Raw genomic sequence first — 16,682 nt, forward strand, 5'->3', positions numbered from 1 at the left:
GGCGGTCGGTGGGAGAAACGGTAAAGGCTATTCCAGTGCGCATGCCCTCCCATCGCATAGGCGCCTCGGCCTGGGAATCCCTTTCAGGACTCTTCCGTTAGGCGGGAACCACTAGGTGTGGAGCATCAGGAGGTTGTTCATCGGCTGAGCCAGTCGGCTGATGGGTGGCATTGAAGTCGCGGGAGTTTGCCCTCGTGTCCTGGCGCCCGGTGCTGGAAAGGCAGATCGGGCGCGAGGTATCGGGCATCGAGCGCGCCGGGACCATCAGCTGGAGGTTCGGCCGCGGCCGCTCGGGTCCGGAAATCGGCTGAGATTCCCCGGGCAGGCATGAGGCTGCACCAGCGAGTGTCTGTTGCCCGAAACCGGGATGCCGCATCCTTGCCGGCATGAAGACGCGCAAGACCCGCCATCAGTTCTATCTTCCCGACGACCTGTCGGCCCGGCTCGACGCCATGGCGGCCGAGCCCGTCGTCGAAGACCGCGATCCTCACCGATGCGCTCACCGCCTGGTTCGAGCGCCGCGCGGCCCATGAGCTCGACGCCCGCTTTGCCGTCCGGCTCGACCGGCAGAGCCGCAGTGCCGAGCGCATGGAGGAGAAGCTCGATTTTCTCACCGAAGCGCTCGGCCTATTCGTGCGCCACCAGCTCACACTCACCGCGCACCAGCCCACCTTCGATCCCGAGACGCAGCGCCTCGGCCGGCTTCGCTACGACGAGTTCGCCAAGGCTGCGGGCCGTCTCGCGGCCCGCACCGCCAGCGCCGAACCCCGGCCCGATCGCAGCCTTGGCCGCGTCCATACCGGAAAAGGGGGATAGACAGATGAAGGAGAGCAACATGATCGCGAACGGAACGCCGCCGCACCGCGAAACCCAGCTTGAACCGATTGCGGTGCGTATTCCCGAAGCCTGCCGGCTCACCGGTATCGGCCGGTCCAAGCTCTACGAGCTGATTGCCGACGGGCAGCTCGAGATCGTCAAGGTCGGCGCCATGACGCTGGTGCCGATGAAGAGCTTGCGCGGGCTGATCGAGCATTCCTGACCGCCCCGCCGACCATCAGCCGAGGTCATCTGGCACCAGCGTTCATGGCCGAGCGCATCTGCGGTGGAAATAGAACCCTGCGCGGGGGCGCTTGGTTCAATAGCCCCCGCCAATTCGCTCCTATCGGGCACATCCGCCCGCGGAGGCCAAGCCAATTGCTATGCAGCCATCGACACCTCGATATGGCTGCTCGAGACAAACTGAACAGCCTCCGGAAAACGCAGGACGCATCAATCTGATCTGGCTCGAAAGGCCGCTGCTTCTTGGGGGGATCCCTGGTTCATAGCGAAAAGAGGCTTGTCCTGCCGCGCTCTCAACTCTAAGCCCGCTGCGCTCTCGGCCGTTGCGCGGGGAGAACTGACGCTGATTTGAAACAGTTGTCCGCGCGTGCTGTCTCAGATCTTTCAATTAGAACGCGATAGGGGCGGTATGGCAATCCAGGAAAGACTTGCGCCCTTGATAGTCGGCATGTTGGACAAGGTCGTGTCGATCCGCCGGCCGGTCCGGAGATGGTTGGTCTTCGCTACCGATGGGCTGTTGTGTTTCTGTGCAGCATGGATTGCGTTCGCCCTGCGGCTCGGTGAGTGGCCAACCGATGCGGCGACGACTCTGACGTTCGCCAGCGCTGCCTTCGCGTTCTGGATCCCGTTCGCGTGGTTTGTCGGTGTTTATCGAAACTTGATCCGCTACTCTGGTGCGCGTGCCCTGACAAGGTTGTGCTACGCATGCGCACTGCTCGCTGCGCCGCTCTTTGTGATTTTCACGTTGGTGCGGGTAGATGGCGTGCCTCGAACCCTTGCGGCTTTGCATCCGATAGTATTCTTTCTGCTGCTCATGTTCAGCCGGCTGAGCATGCGGTTCATTGTCAGCGATGTGCTGCATGCGGCTCGCGGCCAAACCGAAGAACGCCGAAGGCTGCTGATTTACGGAGCTGGGCGTGGCGGCCAGCAGCTTGGTAATTCTCTGCGACAGGAGCCTCACCTCGTCCTCGTCGGCTATATAGATGATGATGAGCGACTAGGCGGCCAGCAGGTCGATGGCATTCGTGTCTGGCACTCCTCGTCGCTCGACCGCGTGGTGGAAGAGCGCGATGTGGATGAGGTTCTGCTGGCGATTCCCAGCGCGCGGCGATCCCGGAGGCGGGAGATTGTCGCCGCGCTGCAGAAAAGCAGGGTCCGGGTCAGGATGCTTCCGGGCATCGGGCAATTGATTGACGGGCACGTCACGACGAGCGATCTGCGTGACGTGCAGGTTGAGGATCTGCTGGGGCGCGATCCTGTTGCCCCAAACGAATTGCTTATGGGTCGTTCTCTGGTCAGCAAAGTGGTGATGGTTACCGGAGCCGGTGGATCCATCGGCAGCGAGCTTTGCCGTCAGATCATACGCTCCCGGCCGCGGCAGCTCGTTCTCGTTGAGCAGTCGGAATATTCCCTATACGCGATTGACCGTGAGTTGCGAGAGCTGGCGGAGCAGGATGGCTGCCGCGTCGAGATCGTGCCAGAGCTTGCCGATGTCGCGGATCGCGACACTGTTTTTCGGATCTTCCGCCGCTGGCAGCCGGAAAGCGTGTACCACGCGGCGGCTTACAAACATGTACCGCTGGTGGAAAGCAATCCAATTGCCGGCTTGCGGAACAACATTTTCAGCACTCTTCATTGTGCCTTGGCCGCGGAGCAGGTTGGCGTACAGCGTTTCATCCTGGTGAGTACGGACAAGGCGGTCCGGCCAACCAACGTCATGGGGGCGTCCAAGCGAATTTGTGAACTGGTGCTTCAGGCGAGAGCACTGGATCAGGAAAAAACGCTGTTCACGATGGTTCGCTTCGGCAATGTGCTGGGTTCCAGTGGGTCGGTCGTGCCTCTGTTCAAGTCGCAAATCGCATCAGGTGGACCGGTGACAATAACCCATCGCGACGTCACCCGCTATTTCATGACGATCCCTGAGGCATCGCAGCTCGTGATACAGGCAGGCGGAATGGCGCGGGGGGGGGAAGTTTTCGTCCTCGATATGGGGCAACCGGTGCGTATTCGGGATCTGGCGGAAACAATGGTCCGGCTTTCGGGTCTGGCCGTGCGTGATAAGGCATCGCCCGATGGAGACATTGAGATTGTAGAAGTAGGCCTGCGTCCTGGAGAAAAGTTGTACGAGGAACTGCTGATCGGCGACAACCCAGCGCCGACCGCGCATTCGCGGATAATGCAGGCACGCGAGGCAACGCTTCCGTGGCCAAACCTGTCGGCGAACCTGGAGAACTTAGAGCAGGCTTTGGCTAAGGGAGATGCCCACGCGGCACTTTCGGTGCTTCGTGAACTCGTGCCCGAATATCAGGCCCCGATGGGCGCGCAGGAGTCCGTGCAGTGATGTTTACGTATGGCAATTGCCCCCGCTTGAAACGGAACGGATAAGTCAGTCTATGCCGATTAAGGTTATGCTCGTTTTCGGAACGAGGCCCGAGGCCATCAAGATGGCACCTCTGGCTTTGCTCCTCACCAATGATGATCGTTTCGATTGCCGGATTTGCGTCACTGGTCAGCATCGGCAGATGCTGGACCAGGTTCTTAGGATTTTCCGTCTCGAGGCCAGCTATGATCTCGAGATCATGCGTCCAGGGCAGGATCTCAGTGATATCACCAGCGCCGTTCTGCTCGGGATGCGGAAGATCTTTGGGGAATTCCGTCCCGACATGGTCCTGGTACATGGGGATACGGCAACGACCTTTGCCGCCAGCCTCGCCGCTTATTATCATCGGATACCTATTGGACATGTGGAAGCGGGCCTGAGAACCCACAATCTCTACTCGCCTTGGCCGGAAGAGGCCAACCGCAAGCTCACCGGCGCGATCACCACTTTTCACTTCGCACCTACATCCTCGGCTGCGGCCAACCTTAACCGCGAAGGCGTCGACCCAGACCGGGTTCTGGTGACCGGAAACACGGTCATCGACGCGCTGCTGCAAGTTGTCGAGCGCTTGAGTGGCGATGGCCATCTCGCTGCTCACCTGAAAAATCAACTGCCCGCGCTGAGCGAAGAGCGGCGCATGATCCTGGTAACAGGACATCGTCGCGAGAGCTTCGGAGACGGATTTGAGCGCATATGTAACGCTCTGACGACGATTGCGCATGATTTCCCGGATGTAGATGTCGTCTATCCCGTTCATCTCAATCCGCAGGTGCAGGAGCCGGTGAAGCGTCTGCTTTCTACGGTGCCAAACATTCATCTCATCGAACCGCAGGAATATCTGCCTTTCGTGTACCTGATGGACCGGGCGCACATTGTCCTTACGGACTCTGGAGGTGTTCAGGAGGAGGCACCCTCGTTGGGCAAACCCGTTCTCGTCATGCGCGACACGACCGAACGCCCCGAAGCCGTCGAGGCTGGCACGGTCAAGCTCGTCGGCACCGACACAGCCCTGATCGTACGTGAGGTTGCGCGTCTGCTGACCGACGCGGACGAGTATGGACGAATGAGCTTTGCGCACAATCCTTACGGGGACGGAACCGCCAGCCAGAGAATCGTCGAAGCTCTCGCCGCATGGTCGCAGGCGTCAGCTCGGAACAAGGAATTGCAGACAGCATGAACAACGCCACTATATCGGTGATCGGTCTAGGCTACATCGGACTGCCTACCGCTGCTATGTTTGCCTCGCGCAAAATCAAGGTGATTGGCGTGGACGTAGACGCGCGCACGGTTGAGACGATCAATCGTGGCGAGATTCACATCGTCGAGCCGGATCTCGACATTGCAGTCCACTCGTCCGTGACCGAAGGGTATCTTCGGGCCACGACTGAGCCGGAGCCGGCGGATGCATTCCTGATTGCCGTGCCGACGCCGTTTCGTGGCAATGACCATGAGCCTGATCTCAGCTACATTGAGGCGGCGGCGCGCGCGATTGCGCCTGTGCTTCGGCCGGGCAACCTTGTGGTTCTGGAATCGACGTCTCCGGTCGGCGCTACTGAGCAGCTGGCCGAGTGGCTTGCCGAGGTGCGGCCGGACCTGACGTTCCCGCAGACAGCCGGCGAAGCTTCCGATGTCCGCATCGCGCACTGTCCTGAGCGCGTCCTGCCAGGCAAGGTGATGCAGGAGCTGATCCACAACGACCGCGTGATCGGCGGCATGACCCGCAAGTGCTCCGATGCCGCGGTCGCGCTCTATAAAATATTCGTCGATGGCGAATGCGTGGTGACCAATGCACGCACGGCCGAGATGGCCAAGCTCACCGAAAACAGTTTCCGTGACGTCAACATCGCCTTTGCCAACGAGCTGTCGGTAATCTGTGACAAGCTGGATATCGACGTATGGGAGCTGATCCGCCTCGCCAACCGCCACCCGCGCGTGAACATTCTCCAGCCGGGCCCCGGCGTGGGAGGTCATTGCATCGCGGTGGACCCCTGGTTCATTGTGGCCAGTGCACCGGATGAGGCCACGTTGATCCGCACGGCGCGGGAAGTGAACGACGCAAAGCCGGAATGGGTTCTGGCCAAGGTCAAGGAAGCTGTCGCGCGGCACCTGGAAGCCAACCCCGGCCAGGCTGAAGCGGACGTGACGATTGCCTGCTATGGGCTGGCATTCAAGCCTGACATCGACGACCTGCGCGAAAGCCCGGCGGTGGAGATTGTGAAGGCATTGGCGGAAGCGCATTCCGGCCGGGTGCTGGCTGTGGAGCCGAACATCGAGACGTTGCCCGCAAAGCTCGGCAAGGCTGAGCTAGTTGGACAAAGGCAGGCTGGATCGGCAGACGTGCATGTCATGTTGGTCGATCATTGCGAATTCAAGAATGATCGACCTCCTTCCGAATTAAGCGTAGATGTGCGCGGCGTATGGGGCGCAAATGCATTCGCGTAATCCGAATCTCGCGGACCAAATTATCGGATTTTTGATGCCTCTCGGCCTGTTCCTTGAGGTTGGAAGTCCAATTTTGTTGGCCACCAGTCCGCTAGCGCAGGAAGGATTTGCTTTTCCCCTCTCCCTGCTAGCCTTACCATTGGCCGTGATCCTAGGTATATCCCGTAGATCTCCGATCAAGATATATCCGTCGGCGATCACATTTCTAGCAGTTGCATTTACAGTGTACTGCTTAGCTATGTCATCTATTTATTCTACGATATATGCGCCTACAGCTTTCTTGTATGGTGGTCAGTGGTGTGTCGTATTCCTTTGGATGTTTTACCTTTCATCTATTTATGAGAATGATAGGTTCATATCCTTTATTAAAGCATTCTCGATCGGCGCAGGATTTACGATATTTTACTATTTCGTATCTGGGGCACTGGAATTATTTATTTATGGGGGTCTACAAGACGGTGGGAGGGTGTCGCAGAATCTTATACTTCCCGGGCAATATCAAATTGCAGTGTCTGTACCAACAGTAATAGCTTATGGCGTAATTATTATAAATGCGTGCCATTTTTCGCGATTATATAGTTCCAATAAATTTGTATTGATAATTACAAACATGGCGGCGGCCGCATCTGTAGCATTTTGTGCTGCTAGAGAAGCTCTACTTGTTATAATAGTATATTGTGTGTTTGTGCTCCTTGCGCACGGCGGTGTCCGTCGCGTTCTCGCCTTTGGTTTGCTTCTCGTACTTGGATTTATAGCTATAAATCCATCTATGATCGCAGATATTTTTGCGAATTCTGAATTCAAACTATTCGCCAAGCTTGCCAGCCTAGATAATTCTGAAAAGTACCTCGGCAATCGAGATACCATGATTAAAGATGTTATTATAATTATTAAAGAAAATCCATTTTTCGGCACATTTTTTTTACCGCCAAATTCGGAAATTCTTTTCATAAACGCTAATGCCCCCAGTGCTCACAACATGTATGTTGACGCATTTCTGTGGTCGGGGCTTTTAGGCGGCAGCCTATTTTTGATCATTTGCGTTCTTTTGCTTTCGTTAGCTATGAAGAGAGTGCTCTCGCCCTATAGCGACTATTTAGGTCGCCATACTGGCATCGCATTAGTTGTTTTTCTATTGGTGAGTAACAATTTGAATGTTCCCATGCGTCAGCCAGCAATTGCGCCGATGCTTGCGGTTATCATCTATATTTGCGCGTATTGGTCCAGCGCTGAGCGAGGGGACTCGCGTCATGCAAAAGGTTAGCATGACGGCGGGTGCAATAATTGCGCTCGTTGCTTCTTTGCTCGCAATACCAATCATTTCTCGGGGCTTAAGCCCCGAGAAATTGAGCATTGCGACTGTGTCAATTCTTGCGCATGGACTTTTTGGGATCGCCGACTTTTTTCGACCTATTTTGGTTAGAAACATATCGGATAATGAAGAATTTGCAACTTATGGAAATTTGTTCTTACCTAATCTGGTAATTGGATTATCGCTTTCTGCTGGTTCTGCAGTTATATCATTATTTGTTCACGAATCTTACTTATATTTAGGGTTATCCATTTCGTTTTCTTTGCTGTTATTCTCTCTATATACCCCTCTTTGGGGGACTATGGATGGGAATTTTCAAATGGGCACAGCGTATCTCGTGAGATCTCTATCCGTAGCGATGCTATATGGATTGATCGCAATTGGCGCAGTATTTGATTTGGACTATATGAATTACGGCGCAATTTCAATTTCAAATTTGGCAACCTTGATAATTTTTTGGCTTTTTGCGCGAAAGTATATTCGTAAAGGAAAATTCAACGCAGGTATCGGGTATATTAGGCAAGCGTCTTATCTGTTTGTCCAGAACGTGTTCAAATTGATTAACGATTTTGGGGATAGAGTTTTTGCTTCAGCATACCTTCCAGGTGCATACGTGGGAGGATACAATTTGCTGTCAGATCTCTCTGCGCGGGTAAATTTCCCGGCGCAACTCGCTTCTAGTTATTATTATCCAGTTATTTGTCGTGAGCCACAAAAGGCTTCATTACTTTTGTGGTCTGGAGTGGTTTTTTCAACGTTTTTGTTTGCAATATGTGTAACCATATATGCTTTCGGTGTTGAAATTTTCGTTTGGTACCTTGGGGAAGGAAGGCGACATATATTTCCGATCTTCTGCGGTCTTCTTGCTTGCTTCTCGAACTATTCATTAAGTTTTTTTGGTCAGTCTGTAGCTAGAAGTTTATCGCTGGATCGTTCTCTTTCGCTTTCGTTTGGGGCATCGGCAGTTCTAGGGCTATCATATTCATTAATAAATATGCATGATATGAATATATATAGAGTAATGATCATTGCTCTGTTGATGAAATCTAGCTCAGTTTTTATGCTGCTCGGTCTGCTAAGGCGCTTTCCCGCGCAATCTATTTGCGGCCTAATTGTTAGCTTGTTTAGTTTCTCGTTCGTTATAAATATTTATATCCGATAGGCATTTCGTAATGAGGTATGCGGCTGTTGTTTTTGTTGAGTGGATGTCGAAGCTAATTTTTTCGCTTCCAAGATTCCGCTTGCTCAATTCGTTAAAGGCGAGTTACCTTCGGCTGTGTTTCGGCGCTGTGGTTGGGAGAAGAGTAGTTTTCTACCCAGGAATTTGGCTGTTCCCAGGGCACAATCTTGTTTTGGGCGATGATGTTGATTTAGCTCACGGCGTTTTGCTTACAACAAGTGGGGGGGTGCGAATAGGTGCTCGAACATTAGTCGGCTATGGAACGCATATACTCTCCAGCAACCACCGTATCCCGCCAGTTCCAGAACGCATCTTCAATTCCGGACACGTAAACGCCCCGGTGTCCATCGGCGCTGACGTGTGGATCGGAGCCAATGCAATCATTCTTCCAGGAGTCACCATCGGTGAAGGGGCAGTAATTGCGGCTGGCAGCGTCGTCACAAAAGATGTACCGGCCTGGTCCATCGTGGGCGGCTCTCCCGCAAAGCTAATCAGGCACAGAAATTGAAACAAATTCTCCAGGACCTGTCCGCAGGCAAGACCGAACTCGTAACGTGCCCGGCTCCGCCGGCACGGCGTGGCCAGTTGTTGATCGACACGGCCGTCTCGCTCATCTCGGCGGGGACCGAGCGAATGCTGGTCGACTTCGGGCGTGCCGGCCTTGTCGCCAAGGCGCGGCAGCAGCCGGAGAAGGTCGCACAGGTTCTCGACAAGGTGCGCACGGATGGGTTGCTCACTACGATAGAGGCGGTGCGATCCAAGCTGGGGCAGCCGATCCCGCTCGGCTATTGCAATGTCGGTGTCGTGCGCGAGGCCGACTCCGGCGTCGAGGGCTTCCGTCCCGGCGACCGGGTTGTGTCCAACGGGGCCCATGCCGATGTGGTTTCCGTCCGCCGGAACCTTTGCGCTCGCATCCCCGATGGGGTGAGCGATGAGGAGGCGACCTTCACGGTCGTCGCCGCCATCGGCCTGCAGGGCATCCGTCTGGCAAACCCTACACTTGGCGAGGCCTTCGTCGTTACCGGGGCCGGGTTGATCGGTCTGCTCACCATCCAGCTCCTGCGCGCGCAGGGCTGCCGCGTTCTCGCCATCGATTTCGACGAAGCGAAGCTCGCCATCGCGCGTGGCTTTGGCGCGGAAACGTGCAATCCCGCGGGCGGAGAGGATCCTGTCGCGGCGGGCTTGGCATTCAGCCGCGGCGTAGGCGTCGACGGCGTGATCATCACCGCCTCCACTAAGTCGTCCGACCCGGTGACGCAAGCGGCGCGCATGTGCCGGAAACGGGGACGCATCGTGCTGGTGGGGGTTACGGGCCTCGAGCTCAACCGCGCGGATTTCTATGAGAAGGAGCTGTCCTTCCAGGTCTCGTGTTCCTATGGACCAGGCCGATATGACCCGGACTATGAGGACCGGGGCCACGACTATCCCATCGGCTTTGTCCGCTGGACCGAGCAGCGCAATTTCGAGGCGGTGCTCGATCTCATGGCGGGCGGGCAGATCAATGTCGGCCCGCTGATCTCGCACCGGTTTGCCTTCGATGATGCCCCGGCGGCCTATGAAGCGCTGGCGAGCGACAAGGGCTCGTTGGGAATCCTGCTGGTCTATCAGCACGCCGTGGAGGAGCGGCACCTGCGCACCGTGCACCTGCAGGCGCCTGAGCGGGATGCGGTGGGCACAGCGCCGACCGTGGCTTTCATCGGCGCGGGTAACTATGCCGGGCGCATGCTTATCCCGGCTTTCCGCCGGGCAGGCGCGGCATTGCACACGATTGCATCCGCCGGCGGCGTCAGCAGCGTGGTGCAGGGCAAGCGCCTCGGGTTCGCGAATGCCACATCCGATACAGTGGGCGTACTAAGCAACAGCGAGATCAACACCGTCGCCATCGCCACCCGCCACGACAGCCACGCCCGACTAACCGTCGACGCGTTGAATGCGGGCAAGAACGTCTTTGTCGAAAAACCGCTTGCCCTGACGATGGGCGAACTGGAAATGGTCAAGAGCGCCCATTCCAGCGCCGGTCGATTGCTGATGGTCGGCTTCAACCGGCGTTTCGCGCCGCTGGTGCAGACGATGAAGCGCTTGCTCGAACCGGTGCGCGAACCGAAATCCGTCATTATGGTCATGAACGCCGGCATCATCCCGGCCGACCACTGGACGCAGGACGGAGAGATCGGCGGCGGCCGCATCATCGGCGAGGCGTGCCACCACATCGACCTGATGCGCTTCTTGGTCGGCGCGCCGATCGTTGCCATGTCCGCGCGCCGAATGGGCGACACCGACGCCATCGAAGTGACGGAAGACAAGGCGGTGATCACCCTAGGCTTTGCCGACGGGTCGTTCGGAACCATCCATTATCTCGCGAACGGCGGGACGTCGTTCCCCAAGGAACGGGTGGAAGTGTTCACGGCCGGGCGGACTCTGCAACTTGATAACTTCCTGCGCCTGCGCGGCTTCAACTGGCCGCGTTTCCGTAGCCAGAAGGCATGGCGGCAGGACAAGGGGCAGGACGTCTGCGCCGCCGCCTTCCTGTTGGCCGTGAAGGAAGGAGCGGGCGCGCCCATCCCCTTCAATGAGCTGGAGGAAGTGGCCCGCGTGACTATCGAAGCTACGGACATGCTACGCGCACAGCAATGAAACGCTGGATGGACGTGAACTATTGTGCCGTGCGATCACCTTGACCACGTCCGAGGAATGTCGCTATTAAGATTTCGAAATCGAAAGTGAGCGATCGCAGCGCATTATATCGCGCATCATAGGCCGTAAGCCGCGCGGGATCGCTCATGTCCACGTCGCATATTTGGGCGTAGCCCGTGATGCCAGGTTTCATCTGATAGACACTTGCTGCGGTGCGACGTTCGATCAATTCGGTTTGAACGGGTAGGCATGGCCGGGGGCCTACCAAACTCATTTCATTGCGGAGTATGTTCCAGACCTGCGGCAGCTCGTCTAACTTCGTTTTGCGGAGAAAGCGTCCCATCGAGGTTACTGCGCTTTCGGAGATTTCATGCGTACCGCTTTGCCTGGTTCCGCTTACCATCGTGCGGAACTTGTAGCAGGTGAACAATTCGCCAAACCGTCCGATACGGCTTTGTGCAAAAATGCCGGGACCGGGCGATTGTGTTCGCACACACACCCACAGAATTGTGAATAACCACCAAAAAAGCAGTAAGGTGGCGATGGCGAAGGTCAATTCCACGCTCCGCTTCACTGCCCTAAATACGGTGTTTTGATCTTTGTCATCGTGCAGATAGGCTTCCCCTCCGAACGTCGCGGGTGCGCCATCCATAAGAAAATCAGCGATCTTTCTAGCTTCGACGACCGGCTTCAGGGCTGCCACGGCCGTAAAAAGCATCGCGCTGCCCCTTCGCGGAAGCCTGTTTAGCACCGACAGCTTGCCACCCCATTGCCGACCGTAAACCGCTGGCAGGAATAACGTGACGGCTTTGATGTCCGTAGCGGCAATCGCGGCAGCCGCTTCGCGCTTGCTACGGGCGTAGTGACTCATATTCTTTTCGTCCAAGGCATGAATTGTCGAGAAGTGGACGAAGCGGCCAATTCCGGCAAGGCGGGCCCTCTCCAGTGTTGTTAAGGTCATGCCGACATTGACTTGGCGAAACCCTTCCAGCGACGCCGCCACATTGTTGTTCAGCGCGGCCAGATGGGCCAAGAGGTCGAAGCCGTGCGCGCGTTCAACCATTCCTTCGTAGGTGGCGACGGGAAGGCCAGGATACGTCTTGCTGATCTTGTCGGGATCCCGCCCTACCAGCAGCAATTCCGCGCCTGCCGCCGCCAGAAGCGGCACAATTTCACGTCCGACGAAGCCGGTGCATCCAGTGATTACGATCTTCATGTCAATGCAATACGCTTAGTGGTTGGAGTGAACGAATTGCGCGACGTCGTGCGCCATCGCCGTAGTGATCCTGCGACGAGCATATCGCTCTAGAAATGGGCTGCGATCGACTGGTGCGGACGAATCGCTTAAGATTTCGATGGCTTCGATCATACCGTCTACATCGCATGGCGGAAATACCTGAGCATTTTCGACATGCTCACGAATGAACTGAGCACTGTACCCCGCAACACCCGCCGCGATTGGCCGTCCGGTTGCTGCATATTCGAAGATCTTCGAAGGGAGTACTTTTCGGAACGCCGGATAATCGTTCAGGTGAAGGAACAAGATATCCGCATCGGCATAATGACTATGCAATTCAGCGCGCGGCACAGGTGGTAGCAATTCGACGTTCGCGGTCACGTCACCGACCTGTGCGCGAAGCTGCTGAATGCGGCCGCCATGACCGATGACACGAAATCTTACGCGATCGCCCAGTCTCCTTGCTACCTCCGGGATGATGCGATGCAAACCCTGTCCCTCGCCGACGTTGCCGGCATAAACGATCAGTGGAGGGGCGTCTGCGTTCCGCGGCCTCCTTCCGGGTGAGGCAGACAAGAACTCATCATCGATTCCATTGGTAAAATTGCGAAGTTCCGTGCTTGGGGCGACTTGGCGCACATAATCAGCAAAGCCTTCAGACACAACGTTGATGCGCCCAGCAGATTGAAACGTCCACCGCTCCAGCGCGCGGATGACCGGAGCGAACGCCGTCGCCATCCAGCGTGGCAGGACGTCGGTCATTGTGTCGGCGAACAAATCACGGATATCGAGGTAAAGTGGCAGATCCAGCCGTCGTGAAACAAGGGTAGCAAAGCTGGCGGTCATCAATCGCGACGAGGTGGCGAACACTGCGTCATAAGGCCCCTCGGAGCGGATGGCTCGAAGCCCTTGGCGGGCATAGGCGATGAAGGCGAGACCCTGATCGTGCATACCGCTGTCGTGTTCAGGCAACGTAAGCCGGAAGACGCGGACATTGCCAGTGATCTCTAATGCAGGAGCACTTGCACTGCTTTCTCGATAGCGGTTCGGCTGTGTTGTAAGTATATCGATCTCTAACTCCGGCAATGCTTCCTGCAATGCTTTGACCAGTGCGGAGCAGCGAAAGGATCCGGCGCAAAGGTCCGGAGGATAATAGAAGCTGAGTAGCAACAGTCTCACAAATCTCTCGCTCAATCTTGGGTGTTGGGCAATCGCGCCTAGCGGATCGCCATTGTCGTGACTAGGGCAAGCCCGTTGTCACCGATGCCAGACAATCCTCCTATGCCGGATACCAGCGAACGGCATTCGATATGCATGGCAGACTGCGCCGATACGCTTGTCAAACGAACTGGAGATTTGACCCCCGCATTGCCTCAAGCAGAATATTACCGATCGGATCAAGCCCGGCCATCGGGCGGAAGAGTTCCGCGATCTGGCAATATCCACGGTCGCGTGAGGCAAAGTGTCATTCGATGAGTGCTAACTCAAGTGCTTGGAGAGCAGTCATAATCCAAGTGGATTTCGAACGCCGATCGGCCTTCGCGCAGGGGAAGGATGATGGACCGCGCGGTGCGAGTCACGCCAAACTCGGGGTGCCAACTGCCGGTTTCAAGGCGGCAATCCTCATTTGAGGTGCGCCACGTCAATTGCCGCCCACTAGCGAGGATCAGCATCCCGTAGCCCTTACCCGTTGTTTCGACGGTAACGTCGGGGTGCAGGTGAAAATACGCCTCGGCATATAGGCTGGGATTGGTCACGGTATCTTCAATTATCAGCGACCGTCCGTCGAACGACCAGAGGCGCCAGTGCTCCGGTGAACCCGGCAATGATCGATAGCCATCATGTCCAGCCCGCAGGATCACACCTTCGCCCCGGGTGAGCACCTGCGGCGATAGGGGGCGCGCTCGCTGTCCGACTCGAAATCCGCTCCACACATCGGAGGAGTTGCAACCTTCCACCGCCACGCAGTTGTGTGCTGCGGTCCCACGCTGGCGAAGTCGCTCGTCCCCAAGCCCGTATAACGACGTTCCGCCATTCACCAGGACCCGCTCCAGACCGAGTGAAAACTCGAAGCTCAACGTATCGGCATGAGCATGCCCGGGGAGATATGAAGGGCCAACTTGCGCTAAGTCGGCAAGCAGAACCGCGTCACCGACTGCAACACGGGCATAACCACTACATTCAAGCCAAACGGTGGGATCAGTGGCGGTTGCAGTCGTGAAGCCCAAACGTTCGGCATAGTCAGACAATTCATTTGATGCAGGTGCCACGCCGATCGCCGCATCGTTGAAGAAGGAGATCTCCCCGTCGGGGTGGCTCATGGTTGAAAGCCATGCCTGCATTAGCGTTACGCGTTCCTCGCAGGCTTTCAATAAAGCATGTGAGCGATTACCGATGCGCAGAATGTTGATGAGGTCAAGTACATCCTCCAGCGCCAGTGCATGGTACATCGGACTCAACTCAAAGTGCCCGCCATCCGACAGGATCTGCCGCGGCAATTCACGCCGCAGAATGCGAGTTCCGGTGCTGTGCCATGCGTCACCCTCATCGCCACCCAAGAGCGTGCCCGCGAATATCAGAGCTTTGGCATTGGCGAAGAGATGATTGCCGAGCAGATGGCGTTCAAGGCGTCGCGACAGCCAGCGCGCTTGAATCGCCAAGCTCTGCCTAAACATCACTGGCGTTTCATTGCCCGCTAGCGCCCACTTTACCCAATTTACTATACGGAGCGAGGTCGGATAGGGTTCCCAGCCCGTTCCTGACGCCGGTGGATTTTCGGCGATCCAGCGTTCAATCAACGCGCAATGCCAAACACGGCGCGCATCTGCTCCGATTGCATTGAGGTCGTCGAAATAATGCTGATTGTAGCGCCACAGTTTTGGGAGTTCCTCCCCGTCCCAGCCGATATCGGCAAGGTCTCTTGCACTGTTCAGGAACAGAAAGCTTGTCGGACCAATCAGACTGGCCGTGCGGCGTGCAGGCTTTACCCATGAGGCTGCGAGGTTGCGTATATGGGGAGCTGCGCGAACATCCGGCGCAGGATGATACAGCCTGAACCACGCCCTATAGAGGATCTGCTCCGCCTTTAAATGACGCACCGTTTCCCAAAAACGCTGCAACTTGCCTGTTCGTGTCGCGACCGCGCTCCGATCGGTGTTAATGCCATTCGCCAAGCGGATCTCCACGTTTACAGTCGTCGGTGCCGTACGTTTGGTCCTCTCAGCCTTCAAGGGTAATCTGTCAGATCGAGCGGCCGTTGGCGCGGACGGAGTAAGTGCCCATGCCGAGGCACCGGTCTCAGTCTGGAATCAAACGCGAATTCGTTGAGGAGTAGCTGGGCCAGATTGTAGAAATCCGATTGCGTGGCCAATCAGATACCATTCGACAATGCCGGCGCAAGCCTCGCTTTCGCCGCCGCTGTCTCCCCGCACGCGAACGTTGCCCCGCGATCGTTCATCCAGCGGAAGGCGCGCACGGCGGCGTCGCGGATGCGGTCGCCCCAGGCTTCGATTTCGATGTTGTAGGCTTCGCGGGCGACGGGGTCGGTGGCGATCGCGATGGTGGGGCTTGGCCTGCTGAGCCTGCTCAACGTCCGCCGCAGGCGGGAACTGCAGACGTATCCGCGCCCGTCCCGGCGCGGGCGCTCGCAAGCAAGGCGCTGGCTAGGATCAGTGCTGTCGCCGGGCTGTGGCCTGTTGAGTGCGTCATGGTAAGCCCCCTCCTGCGCGCGCTGGGCGCGGTCATCCTTCAGCCTCTGGTCGGCCGCATCGGCGTCGGCCTCGGTCTGGCCTTCGAGGGCCTTGAGGTTCGATGCGTCGCGATCGTCCCGCACGGCATCCGCGCGGATCAGATGGACCGCCAGCGCCAATGCTGCGGCCGCGCAGAGGATGAGTGAGGCGCCGGCCGCCCATGGCGCCCCCTTGCCGACCGCGCCCTTGGACAGGCCAAGGGCAATCAGGGGCCGCGCGAACCAGGCGGACAGCATTACGCCACCGGCCCCGGCAGATACTGCACCCGGCTGCCCCGGCGGACTGCCGTCAGCTCCATGTTGCGCTTGCGGCGTTCGTCCGAGCCGGCGTGGATCCAGCCCGTCTCGCCAAACTCGTAGATGAGCTGGTCGTGGTTCAGATTCTTCCACATCCACTGGAATACGTCGATGTTTCGGTGCCCCAGGACACGGAAGTCACCTGCCTTGCCTTCGAGTATTGCCTTGTCCGCGATCCGCCGACCGCGACGTTGAGTTCGGGGCAGCGATAGCCGCTGCTGACGAGCACCGGCGCTGCGAAATGCAGACGAACCCGCGCCAGCAGGTTGAGGCACAGCGCCTCGAGGTTCGCAATGACTTCTGGCGAAGGCGTATTGTCGATCCCGCGCCCCGCGGCCGTCTGCGGGCGGATCATCTCCTCGAGCGTGAAATGCTCGGAAAGCTGCATGGGGT

General features: G+C 57.2%; 16 protein-coding genes and 1 pseudogene. 11 read left to right on the forward strand and 6 right to left on the reverse strand.

Going from position 1 to position 16,682, the window contains the following annotated elements; all coding sequences use genetic code 11:
* Positions 1-164 precede the first annotated feature (164 nt).
* From IEX32_RS03825 to IEX32_RS03870, 11 genes and pseudogenes are all read left to right on the forward strand, one after another.
* The gene (locus IEX32_RS03825) at positions 165-311 is read left to right on the forward strand and encodes a DUF3363 domain-containing protein (protein WP_188768577.1); all 147 of its coding nucleotides are present in this window, start codon (positions 165-167) and stop codon (positions 309-311) included.
* 75 nt (positions 312-386) lie between these two features.
* Positions 387-533, forward strand: coding sequence for a hypothetical protein (locus IEX32_RS20575; protein WP_229735902.1), 147 nt, complete (start codon positions 387-389; stop codon positions 531-533).
* Between the two features lie 55 nt (positions 534-588).
* Entirely contained in the window at positions 589-816 is a 228-nt protein-coding gene (locus IEX32_RS20580) for a hypothetical protein (RefSeq protein ID WP_229735905.1), read from the forward strand.
* 4 nt (positions 817-820) lie between these two features.
* On the forward strand, positions 821-1,039 hold the full coding sequence (locus IEX32_RS03835; RefSeq protein ID WP_229735908.1) for a helix-turn-helix domain-containing protein: 219 nt from the start codon (positions 821-823) through the stop codon (positions 1,037-1,039).
* Between the two features lie 429 nt (positions 1,040-1,468).
* Positions 1,469-3,400 (forward strand): polysaccharide biosynthesis protein, encoded by a 1,932-nt coding sequence (locus tag IEX32_RS03840; protein ID WP_188768578.1) that lies wholly within the window; start codon positions 1,469-1,471, stop codon positions 3,398-3,400.
* Positions 3,401-3,452: 52 nt separating this feature from the next.
* The gene (wecB, locus tag IEX32_RS03845) at positions 3,453-4,616 is read left to right on the forward strand and encodes a non-hydrolyzing UDP-N-acetylglucosamine 2-epimerase (protein WP_188768579.1); all 1,164 of its coding nucleotides are present in this window, start codon (positions 3,453-3,455) and stop codon (positions 4,614-4,616) included.
* Positions 4,613-5,881 (forward strand): UDP-N-acetyl-D-mannosamine dehydrogenase, encoded by a 1,269-nt coding sequence (wecC, locus tag IEX32_RS03850; protein ID WP_188768580.1) that lies wholly within the window; start codon positions 4,613-4,615, stop codon positions 5,879-5,881. Before wecB ends, wecC begins: the two co-directional genes overlap by 4 nt.
* The gene (locus tag IEX32_RS03855; protein WP_229735909.1) at positions 5,868-7,145 is read left to right on the forward strand and encodes an O-antigen ligase family protein; all 1,278 of its coding nucleotides are present in this window, start codon (positions 5,868-5,870) and stop codon (positions 7,143-7,145) included. Before wecC ends, IEX32_RS03855 begins: the two co-directional genes overlap by 14 nt.
* Positions 7,132-8,355, forward strand: coding sequence for an MATE family efflux transporter (locus IEX32_RS03860; protein WP_188768582.1), 1,224 nt, complete (start codon positions 7,132-7,134; stop codon positions 8,353-8,355). Before IEX32_RS03855 ends, IEX32_RS03860 begins: the two co-directional genes overlap by 14 nt.
* A 364-nt stretch (positions 8,356-8,719) precedes the next feature.
* A pseudogene (locus IEX32_RS21045) lies at positions 8,720-8,875 on the forward strand (DapH/DapD/GlmU-related protein); the annotation flags it as partial.
* A gap of 2 nt (positions 8,876-8,877) precedes the next feature.
* Positions 8,878-11,007, forward strand: coding sequence for a bi-domain-containing oxidoreductase (locus IEX32_RS03870; RefSeq protein WP_188768586.1), 2,130 nt, complete (start codon positions 8,878-8,880; stop codon positions 11,005-11,007).
* Between the two features lie 19 nt (positions 11,008-11,026).
* On the opposite strand, the gene IEX32_RS03875 is transcribed toward IEX32_RS03870, so the two are convergent.
* The 6 genes from IEX32_RS03875 to IEX32_RS03900 form a co-directional block, all read right to left on the reverse strand.
* Positions 11,027-12,223: a hybrid nucleoside-diphosphate sugar epimerase/sugar transferase gene (locus IEX32_RS03875; RefSeq protein ID WP_188768588.1), complete on the reverse strand. Its 1,197-nt coding sequence runs from the start codon at positions 12,221-12,223 to the stop codon at positions 11,027-11,029.
* 15 nt (positions 12,224-12,238) lie between these two features.
* Positions 12,239-13,414 carry a glycosyltransferase family 4 protein gene (locus tag IEX32_RS03880; RefSeq protein WP_229735914.1) on the reverse strand — a complete coding sequence of 392 codons (1,176 nt, stop codon included), beginning with the start codon at positions 13,412-13,414 and terminating at the stop codon, positions 12,239-12,241.
* Positions 13,415-13,728: 314 nt separating this feature from the next.
* Positions 13,729-15,417, reverse strand: coding sequence for a heparinase II/III family protein (locus tag IEX32_RS03885; RefSeq protein ID WP_229735924.1), 1,689 nt, complete (start codon positions 15,415-15,417; stop codon positions 13,729-13,731).
* A 197-nt stretch (positions 15,418-15,614) separates the two neighbouring features.
* On the reverse strand, positions 15,615-16,229 hold the full coding sequence (locus IEX32_RS03890) for a hypothetical protein (protein ID WP_188768591.1): 615 nt from the start codon (positions 16,227-16,229) through the stop codon (positions 15,615-15,617).
* The gene (locus tag IEX32_RS03895; RefSeq protein ID WP_188768593.1) at positions 16,229-16,384 is read right to left on the reverse strand and encodes a hypothetical protein; all 156 of its coding nucleotides are present in this window, start codon (positions 16,382-16,384) and stop codon (positions 16,229-16,231) included. The genes IEX32_RS03890 and IEX32_RS03895 overlap by 1 nt, the downstream gene beginning before the upstream one ends.
* Positions 16,369-16,677 carry a D-Ala-D-Ala carboxypeptidase family metallohydrolase gene (locus tag IEX32_RS03900; protein ID WP_188768594.1) on the reverse strand — a complete coding sequence of 103 codons (309 nt, stop codon included), beginning with the start codon at positions 16,675-16,677 and terminating at the stop codon, positions 16,369-16,371. The genes IEX32_RS03895 and IEX32_RS03900 overlap by 16 nt, the downstream gene beginning before the upstream one ends.
* Positions 16,678-16,682 lie beyond the last annotated feature (5 nt).

The sequence above is a fragment of the Novosphingobium endophyticum genome, assembly GCF_014640675.1.
Classification (GTDB): domain Bacteria; phylum Pseudomonadota; class Alphaproteobacteria; order Sphingomonadales; family Sphingomonadaceae; genus Novosphingobium; species Novosphingobium endophyticum.